Origin of the sequence: Klebsiella sp. GG_Kp173 (genome assembly GCF_040062415.1) — a bacterium.
Lineage (GTDB): Bacteria > Pseudomonadota > Gammaproteobacteria > Enterobacterales > Enterobacteriaceae > Klebsiella > Klebsiella quasipneumoniae.
The window spans coordinates 22,475-36,462 of sequence record NZ_JBEAFZ010000086.1; the positions used below are offsets into that span (position 1 = coordinate 22,475).

12 protein-coding genes, 1 pseudogene and 1 riboswitch are annotated in these 13,988 nt (G+C 57.3%); of the genes and pseudogenes, 5 read left to right on the top strand and 8 right to left on the bottom strand.

Going from position 1 to position 13,988, the window contains the following annotated elements; translation table 11 throughout:
• Positions 1-4 precede the first annotated feature (4 nt).
• From ABLU50_RS20875 to ABLU50_RS20885, 3 genes and pseudogenes are all read right to left on the bottom strand, one after another.
• Positions 5-781: an ABC transporter ATP-binding protein gene (locus tag ABLU50_RS20875; protein WP_087833307.1), complete on the bottom strand. Its 777-nt coding sequence runs from the start codon at positions 779-781 to the stop codon at positions 5-7.
• The gene (locus ABLU50_RS20880; RefSeq protein WP_043519578.1) at positions 778-1,593 is read right to left on the bottom strand and encodes an ABC transporter permease; all 816 of its coding nucleotides are present in this window, start codon (positions 1,591-1,593) and stop codon (positions 778-780) included. Before ABLU50_RS20880 ends, ABLU50_RS20875 begins: the two co-directional genes overlap by 4 nt.
• A gap of 24 nt (positions 1,594-1,617) precedes the next feature.
• Positions 1,618-2,675: pseudogene (locus ABLU50_RS20885) on the bottom strand (putative urea ABC transporter substrate-binding protein).
• A gap of 56 nt (positions 2,676-2,731) precedes the next feature.
• Positions 2,732-2,830, bottom strand: a riboswitch (guanidine-I (ykkC/yxkD leader).
• 541 nt (positions 2,831-3,371) lie between these two features.
• Between ABLU50_RS20885 and ABLU50_RS20890 the strand changes: the two are divergent.
• Complete coding sequence (locus ABLU50_RS20890) at positions 3,372-3,722, top strand: hypothetical protein (RefSeq protein ID WP_071592578.1); 351 nt, start codon at positions 3,372-3,374, stop codon at positions 3,720-3,722.
• Between the two features lie 513 nt (positions 3,723-4,235).
• On the opposite strand, the gene ABLU50_RS20895 is transcribed toward ABLU50_RS20890, so the two are convergent.
• On the bottom strand, positions 4,236-4,667 hold the full coding sequence (locus ABLU50_RS20895; protein ID WP_087833308.1) for a DUF4354 family protein: 432 nt from the start codon (positions 4,665-4,667) through the stop codon (positions 4,236-4,238).
• Positions 4,668-5,368: 701 nt separating this feature from the next.
• On the opposite strand from ABLU50_RS20895, the gene oxlT reads away from it, so the two are divergent.
• Positions 5,369-6,625, top strand: coding sequence for an oxalate/formate MFS antiporter (gene oxlT, locus ABLU50_RS20900; RefSeq protein WP_064150025.1), 1,257 nt, complete (start codon positions 5,369-5,371; stop codon positions 6,623-6,625).
• 38 nt (positions 6,626-6,663) lie between these two features.
• On the opposite strand, the gene ABLU50_RS20905 is transcribed toward oxlT, so the two are convergent.
• A complete protein-coding gene (locus ABLU50_RS20905; RefSeq protein WP_087833309.1) occupies positions 6,664-7,200 on the bottom strand; it encodes a GNAT family protein in 537 nt (178 codons plus the stop codon).
• Positions 7,201-7,271: 71 nt separating this feature from the next.
• The gene (locus ABLU50_RS20910; RefSeq protein ID WP_087833310.1) at positions 7,272-7,874 is read right to left on the bottom strand and encodes an HAD-IB family hydrolase; all 603 of its coding nucleotides are present in this window, start codon (positions 7,872-7,874) and stop codon (positions 7,272-7,274) included.
• Positions 7,875-8,027: 153 nt separating this feature from the next.
• Here ABLU50_RS20910 and ABLU50_RS20915 point away from each other — a divergent pair, with 153 nt between their 5' ends.
• Complete coding sequence (locus tag ABLU50_RS20915; RefSeq protein ID WP_087833311.1) at positions 8,028-8,606, top strand: TetR/AcrR family transcriptional regulator; 579 nt, start codon at positions 8,028-8,030, stop codon at positions 8,604-8,606.
• On the opposite strand, the gene ABLU50_RS20920 is transcribed toward ABLU50_RS20915, so the two are convergent.
• Entirely contained in the window at positions 8,582-9,682 is a 1,101-nt protein-coding gene (locus tag ABLU50_RS20920) for an iron-containing redox enzyme family protein (protein WP_087833312.1), read from the bottom strand. The two genes, ABLU50_RS20915 and ABLU50_RS20920, sit on opposite strands and share 25 nt — an antisense overlap.
• A 202-nt stretch (positions 9,683-9,884) precedes the next feature.
• Between ABLU50_RS20920 and ABLU50_RS20925 the strand changes: the two genes are divergently transcribed.
• Positions 9,885-10,799 carry a DMT family transporter gene (locus tag ABLU50_RS20925; RefSeq protein ID WP_087833313.1) on the top strand — a complete coding sequence of 305 codons (915 nt, stop codon included), beginning with the start codon at positions 9,885-9,887 and terminating at the stop codon, positions 10,797-10,799.
• 39 nt (positions 10,800-10,838) lie between these two features.
• Here the strand turns inward: ABLU50_RS20925 and ABLU50_RS20930 are convergent, their stop codons facing one another.
• Positions 10,839-12,071: an MFS transporter gene (locus ABLU50_RS20930; protein ID WP_004205848.1), complete on the bottom strand. Its 1,233-nt coding sequence runs from the start codon at positions 12,069-12,071 to the stop codon at positions 10,839-10,841.
• 276 nt (positions 12,072-12,347) lie between these two features.
• Here ABLU50_RS20930 and ABLU50_RS20935 point away from each other — a divergent pair, with 276 nt between their 5' ends.
• Complete coding sequence (locus ABLU50_RS20935) at positions 12,348-13,955, top strand: FAD-NAD(P)-binding protein (protein WP_060655847.1); 1,608 nt, start codon at positions 12,348-12,350, stop codon at positions 13,953-13,955.
• The last annotated feature ends 33 nt before the right edge of the window (positions 13,956-13,988 follow it).

Here is a 13,988-nt window from a genome sequence, read left to right on the forward strand (position 1 = left end):
CAATTTATCTCCTTAATGCGTAAACGTTGGTGTCGCTACCGGCGGCCAGCTGTGCCATCCGCGCTTCATTGAGCGGGATGTCGTAGGTAATACGCGCTCCCCAGGCGTTGGGCGCCTGCGGGTCGATGCGCACTTTGTCGAACACCAGCAGCCTCGTGCCGAGGTTGAAGCCTTCCGCCAGGTCGTGGGTGACCATAAACACCGTCATGCGCGTTTCGCTCCACAGCTGGAGCAGCAGCGCATGCATATCCTTGCGAATGCCGGGATCCAGCGCGCCGAAGGGCTCGTCCAGCAGCAGCACCCGCGGCTGCATCACGAACGCCTGGGCAATGACCAGCCGCTGCTGCATCCCGCCCGAGAGCTGCGCCGGGTATTTATCCAGGGCGTGTCCCAGGCCCACTTTCTCCAGCATCCGCTGGGCCTGTTGCCGGGCCTCGCGCTTTCTGCCGCCAAACAGGCGCCCCAGCAGCGGGGACGTCGGCAGCTCCAGACCGATGGCGACGTTATCCAGCACGTTGAGATGCGGAAACACCGAATAGCGCTGGAAGACCACACCACGACTGCGGTCCGGCTCCGCCGCCAGCGGCTGGCCGTCGAGCAGGATGGCACCACGGGTCGGTTTTTCCTGACCGAGCAGCAGGCGCAGAAAGGTCGATTTACCACAGCCGGACGCGCCGACCATCGAGCAAAACTCGCCCTCTTTCACCTGCAGATTGATGCGCTCCAGCACCACGTGGTCGCCGTTCTCCTGCCAGATGTTTTTGATGTCGATAAAACTCATCCCCGACCTCCTTCCGCCCACGGGAAACAGGCCTTGTGCAGCTGGCGCAGCGCTAGATCCATCAGCCATGCCAGCAAGGTGATCCAGATGACATAGGGAATAATCACGTCCATCGCCATATAGCGCCGCACCAGGAAAATGCGGTACCCCAGCCCGGCGGTGGCGGAGATGGCCTCGGCGGAGATGAGGAACAGCCATGCCGAGCCCAGCAGCAGGCGCAGGGAGGTAATCAGCCGCGACAGCAGCTGGGGAAGCACCACCCGCAGCACCAGGGTCCAGCTATTGGCGCCGAGGGTCTGCGCCTTAATAAACAGCTCCGCCGGGATCTCCTGCGCCCGCTGTTCCAGGTCGCGCGCCAGCATCGGCGTAATACCGATGACGATCAGCATCACTTTCGATAGCTCATCCAGGCCAAAGACGATAAACAGCACCGGCAGGATCGCCAGCGGCGGGATCATTGACACCACCGTCAGCAGCGGCGACAGCGCCGCGCGGTACATCGGGAAGACGCCGGCGGCGATGCCGATGACGAGGCCGATCAGCGACGAGACGGCCAGGCCCGTCAGCAGACGACTCAGGCTGATCAGCGTATCGGCCCACAGCAGATACTCGCCGCTGCGTTTGTCCGGGGTGAACGCCATCCGGTCAATGGCTGCCACCATCTGCGACAGGCCTGGCAGCAACTTGTCCTGCGGATTGGCTTCCAGCCGCACCGCCGATCCCATAAACCAGGCGGCGATCAGCACGACAAAAGGCAGCAGCATCAGCGTCAGGCGCATCCCCTTTTGGGGATAACGGTTAATGTGGCGCATGGCGTGGTCTCCCGGCGGCAATCATTAGAGCTGGCCCGCGGCGGCCAGCTTCAGGTAGCTGTCGTCAAAGCGCAGTTTGCGGTTGGCGGCATCGCCGAGGGTGACATTTCCCGGAAAGGTCATGCCGATAAAGTCCGCGCTCTGCGCCCCTTCACCCAGCAGGCCTTTATCGAACGAGAACTGCGCCACTCGCTGCATGGTTTTCGCCAGATCTGGCGAGGAGATAAACGCCAGGGTGTCGGCAGGCGTCCAGAACAGATGGGTGGTTTTCAGCTGCGCCTGGTAGCCGGCAAGATCGGTACCGGCGTCGGCGGCCATGGCGCTCAGCGCCTGGCTATCCCCGGCCTTCATTTTGGCCATCATTTCAAACCAGGCGCCGGTCAGGGCTTTGCCCAGCGCGGGGTTATCTTTCAGGGTCTGGGTATTCACCACCATCATGTCGATAAGCTCGCCGGGCACCTGCGAGGAGCTAAACACTTCGCTGGTTTGCGGGGTCTTTTTGATAACCGACAGCTGTGGATTCCAGGCCACCGCCGCCAGCACGCCGCTGGTGCCGAAGGCCGAGACGATATCGGCATCGGAGGTATTCACCACCTTGACGTCTTTTTCCTGCAGCCCGGCTTTTTCCAGGCCGCGCACCAGCAGATAGTGGGATACCGACAGCTCCGGGAGATACACCGACATTCCTTTCAGGTCGCTGAGCTTTTTATCCGCCCCTTTGAGGACCACCCCGTCGTTACCGTCGGAGTAGCTGCCGGTGATCAGCGCCGTACTGTCGACACCGCCCGCCGCCGGGATCGTCAACGCGTCCATGTTGGTCATCGTGCAGCCGTCAAACTGCCCGGCGGTGTACTGGTTGATGGATTCGATGTAATCGTTGAGCTGAACGATATTGATTTTGATGCCGTATTTGCTGGCCCATTTATCATGATCTTTTCATTGCTGATGGCGCCCCAGGGCATCCAGCCGGCGTAGATGGTCCAGCAGACGTTGAACTCTTTTTTGACGGCGGCAAAGGACGGGACGCTGGTCAGCAGCGTCAGCGACAGGACGAGTGAGCGGAGGAGCGGCGATGTTTTCATGGTGGACCTCTGGTTAGCACGAGAAACGGAGCAGCGCGACACCCAACGGTGCTGCTGTCTCCCGGGCTTTTATCCCGCCGTGTAACCTCGCCGAGGTCGCCAGCTCTCGGACCAGACGTTCACCGCGGTGAACCGGAACCCTAGCCAGCTATTGTGTGATCTGAATTGTCTGTTGCGCTGCTTTCTGCCGATGTTCTTGCAAGCACCATGCCAGGAGCCAGATAGCCGTTCCATCAGCGATTTACCGCCAACCGGGGCATCGCCTCCCAAAAATGGGGAGTAAAAGTGGGGCATTGCATGGCTTTGGTGCAGAGGGAAAGCCAACCGCGTCCTGGCAAACAACCGGCCGTTGGTCATGGGGGATGAGTCCTGTAACTAATGATCATTGCGCGGGTAAATGTTTGCCATTACGCCGCTTCGATATTTGGGAAGTAGCAGGGACTTCTCCGCTGCCCCGTCGCCAGGGGGCGTTATCCTTATTTTTCCGCCTGTACGACCCGCCTGACGGTAAAGCATTTAAATGTTGAATACCTACTAACGCTAAATTTCCTGGTTGTGCGTTTTAACGCACAATGATAATATTGCGCCACGTTAAGGAGAGGGGCGGAATGAAATCACCATTCGTTAATCCAGCATGATTAGCCTGTTAAATACAAGTTAAAATCACGCCAATGTTATTTAACACAGAGAGGATCCATGAAAATATTGCTGATGTTACCACCCCTTATTCTGTTAAATGGTTGTGTGGATCTCGGGGATGTAGGGATACATCCGGAAGAAAAAACTTACTATGTTAATCAGGGAAAAAGCCAGGTGGTTGATTGCCTTCATTATGCAGCCACTAAAGAGAATTTATCACTGGAATATGATGACACTCTCCCTGAAAATGTTTATAAGTACAATCTAATAAATACTGAACCCACGGCTGTCGCGTGGGTTGAAATCAGCAAATTCAACAGCAGGCAGACTTCGGTAGAATTTTATTATGCGCCGCATGCGCCGGATATACATCGGTCGGTCACTGCCATTGCTGAACGGTGCACATAATGCGCAGATAAATAGCAACAGAATTAAGCTATCAGAGAACGAATGATGAAAAGATCTCTCCTTTTGCTAATAACAGTACTGATGATATCTGGCGAGTTACACGCTGATACTGTTTTGTATCAGGATAGCAGTTTTGTCGAGCGATCCCTTTTTTCAGCTGCAGTAAGCAAACCGAAGCACCCTAATAAATTTGCTATGAGTTTTGGCATATGCCAACTGAGAAAAATCATCAGGAGCGTCACGGATAGCGGAGCAAAAAAGACGCGTAAGGTTGTCCAATAACTGGCCAGTGCATCCCCCTCCCGGCAGACGCACCTCCTCCGCGTAAAACCGAAATACGAGTGACCCTCTTCAGGTGAGCACGGTGCTTGTCACCACTGGTCTCTGCCTCGCACGCATCCTCATCATTCAGTTGGAATGTTCAGGTAAATAATAAGCTCTCGTAACACCTGACTGACGCCCGGTGTTACGCTAACATCATATAAGGCAGATCATCCACACTCTGGATGGTGGTTATTTTGTTAAGCACTCTTTACCGAAAGCAAGACGAACAAAAGGTATATTCAGTATTTCAGGATCGGCGCTGCTGAATAACACGCTTCCGGTTCGGCTTTCAATGGGTTTGTATTTTTTCAGCATCTCCATTTGAATTCCGGTGCTCATAAATGATTTGCCATTTTTATCATACAAAAAGAAGCACATTTTGTTATCTTTGCCGGGTTCAATGCTTTTATTAGAATAATTATCAAGCGTAACTTTATAGAATATCAGATACTTCGCCTCGCCGGTAACGCTATCCCATTCACTTCCGGTGGACTCCTTTTGCGCAAAAATCTTGATCCCCGAAAAATAAGGATCATGATTCTTTTTCTCATCAGCCTGCACCATTCCTGAGGCAGCGATCGCTATAGCCAGCGCAATACCTTTCGTAATATAGTTATGCATTTCAACCTCATTAAATTCACTATTAAGCATGCGCTACCATAGATCATGATATTGGTATTATCAATGATATTCTCCATGTTCACCCCCTGATCAAAATTTAGCCTGAAAATATATTTAAACCTATAAATCAGCACATTGAGAAAATAACCATTAAAACAATTCTAATTTGAATTTAAAAAATTGTTACCAGTAACTTGTTGTTCACTTTTTTCTGCGTCATGTTTATGCACGGTTTATCTTTAACTTTACCAGGATGCTATTTAAAGCCGTTCGCACCGGCCAGGTTAGTGCCCCCTGTATCCATGGCGTGAATATCATCAGCGATCCTGAACAGGATAAGCAGGAGAGTTCCTGTCCCCGCTTGAATGCCATGTCTATTTTTCCATCAGACCTACCATCGACCTGGTGCCAGTCAGCAAGTGAAGCGCACAGCGATGACCCATTTGCACCGACTCAGTGCCGGCTGTTCACCATACTGAAGCCCATCAAATCCCGCATCGCCATGTTAACTGCATGTATATAAAGCACTATTTTAACTGGCACGTTTAATGCTGTGCGCTTGTATACCGCGATGTGGACAAGATCGTATGCCGTATGGCCACAACACGTCGTCACTCTGCGGTCGCCACCTTCCCCTTTCCGTGAGGCATCCAGGGTAAATGCGTTTCACGGAAGTCTGTTAACTGAAAACGGAGAACAACATGACGACACTCAGCGAACCGTTGGTTACCCCGAAATATGGCAAATGGCGCCAGCTGGTGCTGGGCTTGATCTGTATGGCCGCCATCTCCAGCCCGCAATATGTCTGGACGCTGCTGACGAAACCCCTGGCCGCCAGGCTGGGCGTCGGTCTGCCCGAGCTGCAGGTCACCTTCTCGCTGCTGATCATCCTCCAGACCTTCTTTTCGCCCTTTCAGGGGCGGTTAGTGGAAAAATTTGGCCCACGGCGGCTGATCGCTATCGGCACGGTGATGGCCGGAATGAGCTGGGTGCTTTCTGCGCAGGTGAAGGGCCTGGCGACGCTGTGGCTGGTTTATGGCTGCATGGGCGGCCTCGGGACCGGGATCGTCTATATCGGCGTTGTCGGCCTGATGGTTAAATGGTTCCCAAGGCAGCGGGGTTTTGCCGCCGGCGCGGTGGCGGCGGGCTACGGGATGGGAGCGATCATAACCACTTTCCCCATCTCCCTGTCGCTGACCACTAACGGCCTTGAACACACGCTGACAACTTTCGGGATCCTTTTCGCCCTCGTCGGCTTCCTCGCCAGTCAGGGGCTGAAGCTGCCGCCGCCTGCTGTCTCCCTGCCCGTCAGCCAGACGGTGGCGCAGAGCAGCAGATCGTTTACCTCCCGGGAAATGCTGCGCCAGCCGCTGTTCTGGCTGATGTTTGCCATGATGGCGATGATGTCGACTTCCGGGCTGATGGTCACCTCGCAGATGGCGGTGTTCGCCGAGGACTTCGGCATTAGCCAGGCGGTGGTGTTTGGCATGGCGGCGCTGCCGCTGGCGTTAACGATAGACCGCTTCACCAACGGCTTAACCCGGCCGCTGTTTGGTTTTATTTCCGACCGCTTCGGCCGCGAGCAAACCATGTTTATCGCCTTTGCGCTGGAGGGAGTGGCGATGACGCTCTGGCTGGCGTGCCGGGAAGATCCGCTGCTGTTTGTCCTGCTCTCCGGGGTGGTGTTCTTTGGCTGGGGGGAAATCTTCTCGCTCTTCCCGTCGACGCTCACCGATACGTTCGGCAGCGAACATGCCGCCAGCAACTATGGCTGGCTGTATATTTCGCAGGGCATCGGGTCCATCTTCGGCGGCCCGCTGGCGGCGCTGCTCTATCAGTACACCCACGGCTGGCATGTGGTTTTCAGCTGCGCCATTGGTCTGGATTTTATCACCGCCGCCCTCGCGCTGTGGGTGCTAAAACCGTGGCGCGCGCGCTTTATCCGCCAACATAGCTGATCGCCCGGCCGGACAGAAGTGACGGCCATGCCGTCACTTCACTGATATTCGCTGCGCAGCAGCGCGTACAGATACTCATCGCCCCACTCGCCTTTAAAAAAGATATTCTGCCGGTAATGCGCCTCGCGGCGAAAGCCCAGCCCTTCGAGGAGTTTGATCGCCCCGGTATTGCGAGTGTCTACCACCGCTATTAGCCGGTGATGGGCTAACTGCTCAAAGAGTAAGGCTATCACCGCCCTCATGGCTTCCCGGGCATACCCCTGATGCTGATATGCCGGGGAAAAGGTCATCCCCAGCTCGGCCTGTCTGCCCCGATCGAAAAAGTGGATCCCAACATCTCCCGCCAGCGCACCGTTGGCCTGGATCGCTACGGCAAGCTGGAACCAGCTTTCATCCTCAGCAAAGGCCAGCGAACGCTGTTGTTCATAGAAGGCTGTCGCCTCTGCCATCCCGTAATGGCTCCAGCTCTGAAAGCGGGCCACCTCCGGCAGGTTGCGATAATGGCTGAAAGACGGCAGATCTTCCGTTCTGAACCGGCGCAGCAGCAGCCGGGGCGTAGTCAGGGGTAACATCATCTCTTCTCTTCTTCCTGGTGAGACGGGCAATCGCGCGCCATCTTAACCCGCGCAGCCTGGCGCTGCCAGGCTCATGGCGGAGCCTCATCCCAGCGATAGATTTGAGTGGTGGCCAGCGCCAGCATGGCGAAATCTTCCGGCGTATCGCCGTAGGCGAAGATCTCCTCGTAATCGGCCAGGGAGTAGTTCGCCAGGATACGCGCCTTTTTGGCCAGGCCGCTGCAGTCTCCCCCCTGATACTTTCCGGTCGCTGCCCCGTTTTGAAATTCCACTTCGCTGCACAGCAGCTCAAGATTATGCTGCTGGCACCACGGTCGAAGATAGACATCCAGCGAGGCTGAAACCACCACCACGGTGTCCCCTCTCGCCTGATGCCAGGCTATGCGCTGCATCGCGTTCTCCCGCAGTGTTTGGGGAATAAATACCTGGCTATGATCGTTCCCGCGCTGCAGGATCTCAGGTTGCGATTTCCCGGCAAAAGCATAATGAAATACTTTTTGCCGGATGGCAGAGGCGGAAAGCCAGCCCATTTTCCAGGCGAGAATATACGGCAACAGCCGCAATTTGCCCTGACGAATGGCTTTCGCATCGAGGGACTGATAAATAAAAGGGGTAAACGTATCTTCGTGGGTGATCGTGCCATCGAAGTCAAAAAAGGCAATGTTCTTCTTCATCCTTGTAACCTTATACAGACACACCGGCGCCGCTAAGGTGCGGCTGATTTACTTTTTTCCCGCCTGGCGGCAATATCCGGCATAATGCACCGCTGTCGCAGGACGGCCGTGTCTCCGGCCGTCGTGACAGCGAACCAGTCGACAGGAAAACGCATGAAGCCAAAACAAGCGGACATTCTCCGCCACGCCAGCGCGCTGTTTAATCGCGAAGGATATCAGTCCCCCAGCATTGAGCGGATTGCTGAGCATGCCGGCATCTCCAAAATGACCTTCTACCGCTACTATGCCGATAAAGAGGCGCTCATTCTGGCTATCCTCCGGCAAAAAGAGAGCGAGTTTATGCAGGATCTCACGCAGATCACCGCGGATAAAGCCACCGCGCGAGAGAAGTTGTTCGCCGTGTTCGACTACTATCAGTGCTGGTTGACCTGCGAAACGTTCCACGGCTGCATGTTCACCCGCGCGCTGTTCGAATATGGCGCGTCATCGCCGGCGATCCGGGAGCAGTGCTCCCGGTTCAAGTCGCGCCTGTGGCAGTTTTTCCGCGGTATCCTGACTCTGGTATTAAAACCAGAGCCTGCCGAACGGGTCGCGATGATGATGGTGATGCTCATCGATGGCGCCATCGCCGCCCAGCAGGCCGAGTCCGCCGAATGCCGGGAGATCCCGCCGGGGACGACCGCCTGGAGCGCGGCCAAAGCGCTAATTTACTCAGAAGGCGGTACGCTGTGAGATGATGCGCTGCCGTCCAGCGACTGCAGCGCCGCCAGCAGGCCATCATAGTAATCGTTGCAGGTTTGCAGGCGCAGCGCGGCGCCAAAGTAGACCTCCTCCATCGCCGCCGGATGTTTTTTGCCAATCGGCACAATCACATTGTTCAGCCAACCGTCCGCATGGCCGATATCGACCGTGATATGTTCGGCATAGTAATGCACGTCGCGATCGGAAAGCCCAATCCGCCGACAGCCCGCCACCAGTTTTTCATACTGCGGCGGATCGAGCAGTTCGGTCATCGCCATCACCCCCAGTGATTTGTAGTAATGCTGACGATTTACGCCGCCGACCATAAAGGCGTTATACCCGGCCAGCCCCTGCCACTCGTACAGATGGGCGAAATGGTTGTCCGGTAAGGCGATATTCCGCCGCTTCAGTAAATCCTTATACAGATTGACGTGGGTGATCTCAGTGCTGCCCTGACCTATCTCATCCCACAAATTCTGCGCAATCTCGGCGCGGGTTTCCGGCAACGAGCCCACCAGCCCCATCGCCACCAGATCGAAGAAAAGCAGATTCAGCGCGCTGTCGCTTTTGAAGAAATAGTCGATCTGCGCGGCGGAGGCCTCGCTGGCAAGGAAATCGAACAGCGGATGATGAGACGCCGGGTGCTGCAGGCATAGAGCGCGCAGTTCGTCGACGATATTGCCGGCATTGAGCACCGGTCGCTGGCGGTGGAAACGTTTGCTTTCCGCCCGCAGCCACTCAGACTCAATGTAATTTCGGATCCCGGAGAGCAGTGGATGAAACTGATTGGCAGCCGCCGGCGAGAGCGGGTCGGCAAGCCAGGACTGATAGAGGATGAACAGCGCATGGTGCGCGCGCTTTTTGGCCTGCGGGTCGTCAGCGGAGAAGGCGCGGATGCAGGTATTCTCAGTCAGATGCCAGGCTCTGTCGGCGACCTGCGGATTGGCCGTCAACTTCAGCGACAGCGCGTTACTGTGCAGAAGCTGGTCAATTAACTCATCCAGCGCCAGCCTGGCCATCACCGCGGTTTGGTCACGACCAATGACCCCATTGTCGGTATTACGCATGAATTTATCCCTGTGAAATGCATGGCGACTATACGGTATAGTACCGCTCACAATGCGGCAACGTAAATTTCATTCATATTGATAACGTGCTGTTTTTTAGAGAATTTAAACGAAACAAACAAAAACCACTAAAATATTATTGATATTATAAAAATAATAACGTTACCATCCAGTACAGTGACAAACGACACAAGGAATCACTATGCCCTATCTGTTACTGACGCTGGCCGCCCTGTTCTGGGGGGGGAATTACGTTGTCGGTCACGTGCTGGTTCAGGGCGTGGATCCGATCCTGATGACCGAAGCGCGATGGGCGCTGACGGCGCTGCTGCTGGGCCTGCTCTACCGCCGGCAGATTGCCGACAGTCGTCACCTGCTGCGGGAAAACGCCCCGGCGGTGCTGGTGCTCACCCTGTGCGGTCAGGTCAGTTTCCCGCTCACGCTCTATATCGGTCTGCAAACTACCTCCGCCCTCAACGCCGCCATCTATATGTCCGCCACGCCGAGCATGGTGCTGCTGATTAACCGGCTGATTTTTCGCGACCCGGTATCGGCCCGCAACTGGCTGGGGGTGGTCTTCAGCACTCTTGGCGTGATGATCCTCTTATTCCAGGGGAATCCGCTGCATGCCGCCTCGCTGCATACTTTTTCCGTCGGCGATTTGTGGGCGATGAGTTCGGCGCTGAGCTGGGCGCTCTATTGTTCTCTGTTACGTCTGAAGGACCGCCGCATCCCGGCGAATGGCTTTGTCGCCGTCAGCTCGCTGCTCGGCGCCCTGCTCCTGCTGCCAATCGTAGCCTTCTGGCTGATGCGCCACCCGGCGCAGGACTGGACCGCCTGGCGCGAGCCGTTTTTCCTCAGCGGTCTGGCTTATCTGGTGATTTTCCCGTCGTGGCTGGCCTATCTTTTCTGGAATAAAGGTATCGCTACGATTGGCGCCACGCGGGGGGAGATTTACACCCATATCATCCCGCTCTCCGGCGGGGTGTTGAGCATCCTCTTCCTGCATACCCAGCCGCATGCCTGGCACCTGTTCAGCGCGCTGTTCATTATGCTGGGGATTGGCATCTGCTCGCTGGAGAAACGCCAGACGGCGACGGTTCGCCTGCACGGTTAGCTTGTCTGCCGGGCGTCTGACAACGCCCGGCGTCAGCACTTAACGGCTGGTGGAGAGCGGCTGGTGAGGCGCCGTCCCGGCGGGTTGCGTCATCCGGCCCTCACGGCCAAAGAAGGTCAGAATGGTAATGACGATCGCCACCGTCCCGGCCACCAGGGCCATCGCCAGGCCGTAGTTATGCCCGTGGTGCTGGGCAATGGAGGCCTGCAGGGTGGCATTCACCGAGGCCAGCAGATTCCCCAACTGATAGACGAAGCCGGGCAGCACTGCCCGGGTGTTGGCCGGAACCAGTTCGTTGAGCCAGGTAGGGATCACCCCCCAGGCGCCCTGCACCATAAACTGCATCAGAAACGCCCCGGCCCCCAGCGCCAGCGAGCCGCTGGCGAAAGCCCACAGCGGGATCACCGGCAGCGCCAGCAGGGCGGCGCTCATAATCGCTTTGCGCCGGCCAATCTTCTCCGACAGCGAGCCGAAGAAAACCCCGCCGATGATCGAGGCGATGTTGTAGCACACCGCGATAATGCTGACCGTTTTAGGCTCGAAGCCGTGCTGGACTTTCAAAAAGACCGGGTAGAGATCCTGCGTCCCGTGGGAGAAGAAGTTAAAGGCCGCCATCAGCACCACCAGGTACAGGCACAGCTTCCAGTGGCTACGCAACACCGGCAGCAGAGCCGTGCTCGCTTTACTCTGCCGTGCCGCCAGCCAGACCGGGGACTCCTCGACGCAGAAATAGATAAACGGCAACAGCAGCACCGGCGCGGCGCCAATGACAAACATCCCGCGCCAGCCGAGCTGTGTAAACAACAGCCCGTAGGCCACGGCCGCCAGCAGATAGCCGAAAGGATACCCCGCCTGGAACAGACCGGACATCAGGCCGCGCGAGCGGTCAGGGATCGTCTCCATCGCCAGCGACGAAGCCACGCCCCAGATCCCGCCCATCGCCACGCCGTACAGTACCCGCAGCAGAAAAAACAGCATCAACGACGGCGCCGCGGCGGAGAGCAGCTCAAAGGCGGAGAAGAAAACGATGTTGAGCATCAGGATCGGTTTGCGGCCAAACTTTTCCGCCGCCCTGCCGAAGATCAGCGCGCCGACAGGCCGCACGGCCAGGGTCAGCAGAATCGCCAGGGTCACCTCTTCAAGGTCGACGTGAAACGAGTGGGCGATATCGCTCAGTAAAAAAACCAACAGGAAAAAGTCGAAAGCATCGAGCGTCCAGCTTAAAAAACTGGCGATCGCCGCGTTGCGCTGTCGTGAAGTCCAGCCGTGCATCTTGTCATCCCTATCCCGACGGCGTTGCCGGGAGCTTGCGCGGCGTCCGGCAGAGCAGGCTGGTGCCACCGCTTGTGTAAATTGTTTGTATAGAAAGTTGCCCTTTTGTTAATTACACCCCTTTTCCAGCCGCCGGCAAGTTTATTAGCACGCTAATTTGTTTCAAATTGCGTGCGACGGCCCACCGGTTCGCTAATTTTCGACCAGAATTAAGGACAGGCTGACTTTAGTGCACTGCCCCAGATGCCGCATCCACCCACAGGAAGGGAGAGAATCATGAAGAGAATCGCCATCGTCGGCGCCGGGCCGACGGGGATTTACACCTTGTATGAACTGGTGAAGCGTGGTGAGCCGCTATCGATCGCGCTGTTTGAAAAAGAGGCGCAGGCCGGGGTGGGTATGCCCTATAGCGACGATAATACCGCGGCGCAGATGCTGGCCAATATTGCCAGCATTGAGATCCCCCCTATTGACCTGACCTATCTGCAATGGCTGCAGCAGCAGAGCGACGACTGGCTGGCGGCGCGCGGTCTTGAACGGCAGGCTCTGCATGAGCGCCAGTTTCTGCCGCGGGTGATCCTCGGCGAGTACTACCGCGACCGCTTTCTGTATCTTGTGCAACGGGCCAGAGACGCCGGCTTCGTGGTGAGCGTCTGCGAGTCCTGTGAGGTCACAGATATTGCGGTGCAGCCCGTCGGGATCGCCATCCACACCGACGGCGCGGCACAGCCGGTAATGGTCGATCTGGTGGTGATTGCCACCGGCCATTTGTGGCCTGAAGAAGAACGCGCCAGCCGGCAGTACTTCCCCAGTCCGTGGACCGGCCTGATGGAGGCCCGCATCGCCCCCTGTCGGGTCGGGATCCTCGGGACCTCCTTAAGCGCGATTGATGCCGCCGTGGCGGTGGTGGCCCGCCACGGCGTTTTCCATACTGAGCACGACAAAACCACCCATTTTTCCCTGCATCCCGGCAGCGACGCGCTGGAGATCACGCTGATGTCACGTAACGGCGTGCTGCCGGAGGCCGATTTTTACTGCCCGATCCCGTGGGAGCCGCTGGAGATAGCCACCCCCGCCGCCCTTGAGGCGGCCGTCGCTGAGGGTAGCGACGGCCTGCTGGATCGGGTGTTCCAGCTGATCGTCCATGAGCTGGAATATGCCGCCCCGGCCTGGTGCGAGGCGACGGGGCTGCGCCAGCTGACGCCTGACAGCATCGCCGACGCCTGGTTTGCCGACCGTCTCACCCATGACCCCTTCCAGTGGGCGCAGCACAATCTGCAGGAGGTGGAGCGCAATAAGCGCGAGCGCCACACGGTGCCCTGGCGCTATGCCATTCTCCGCCTGCACGAGGCGATTGAAACCGTGGTGCCGCAGCTCAACGACGAGGACAGCCGTCGCTTCCGCCAGGGGCTCGCCCGCGTGTTTATTGATAACTACGCTGCGATCCCGCCGGAGTCCATTCGCCGGTTGCTGGCCCTGCACCAGGCGGGCATTCTGCGAATTGTGGCGCTGGGTGAGGATTACGAGCTGCAGCGCGAGTCTGACCGGACGCTGATTGTCCATCATCAGCAGCGCTGTGAATTCGATGTCTTTATCGATGCCCGCGGACAGAAAGCATTGAAAACCCGGGATCTGCCCTTTCCTTCACTGCGCCAGCAGCTGCTGGCCTGCGGCGACGCTATTCCTGACGTTGGCGATGACTACACGCTGCAGGCGCCGGAGGCCGTGCGCGGCCGGGTCGCCTTCGGCGCTCTTCCCTGGCTGATGCACGATCGCCCCTTTGTCCAGGGGCTGACGGCCAGCGCTGAGATTGGCAGCGCAATGGCCCGCGCGGTGTCCCAGCAGGCAACTGGCCGGCGGCGTCGTCTCTGGTTTATCGAATAGCAGGACGTTTAAACGCAATATCCGAATAAAGGG

Coding starts and splice junctions, on each gene's coding strand:
- ABLU50_RS20890 (WP_071592578.1), top strand. CDS start 3,372: ATGAAAATATTGCTGATGTTACCACCCCTTATTCTGTTAAATGGTTGT.
- ABLU50_RS20910 (WP_087833310.1), bottom strand. CDS start 7,874: ATGAAGAAGAACATTGCCTTTTTTGACTTCGATGGCACGATCACCCAC.
- ABLU50_RS20935 (WP_060655847.1), top strand. CDS start 12,348: ATGAAGAGAATCGCCATCGTCGGCGCCGGGCCGACGGGGATTTACACC.
- ABLU50_RS20895 (WP_087833308.1), bottom strand. CDS start 4,667: ATGCATAACTATATTACGAAAGGTATTGCGCTGGCTATAGCGATCGCT.
- oxlT (WP_064150025.1), top strand. CDS start 5,369: ATGACGACACTCAGCGAACCGTTGGTTACCCCGAAATATGGCAAATGG.
- ABLU50_RS20915 (WP_087833311.1), top strand. CDS start 8,028: ATGAAGCCAAAACAAGCGGACATTCTCCGCCACGCCAGCGCGCTGTTT.
- ABLU50_RS20875 (WP_087833307.1), bottom strand. CDS start 781: ATGAGTTTTATCGACATCAAAAACATCTGGCAGGAGAACGGCGACCAC.
- ABLU50_RS20925 (WP_087833313.1), top strand. CDS start 9,885: ATGCCCTATCTGTTACTGACGCTGGCCGCCCTGTTCTGGGGGGGGAAT.
- ABLU50_RS20905 (WP_087833309.1), bottom strand. CDS start 7,200: ATGATGTTACCCCTGACTACGCCCCGGCTGCTGCTGCGCCGGTTCAGA.
- ABLU50_RS20930 (WP_004205848.1), bottom strand. CDS start 12,071: ATGCACGGCTGGACTTCACGACAGCGCAACGCGGCGATCGCCAGTTTT.
- ABLU50_RS20880 (WP_043519578.1), bottom strand. CDS start 1,593: ATGCGCCACATTAACCGTTATCCCCAAAAGGGGATGCGCCTGACGCTG.
- ABLU50_RS20920 (WP_087833312.1), bottom strand. CDS start 9,682: ATGCGTAATACCGACAATGGGGTCATTGGTCGTGACCAAACCGCGGTG.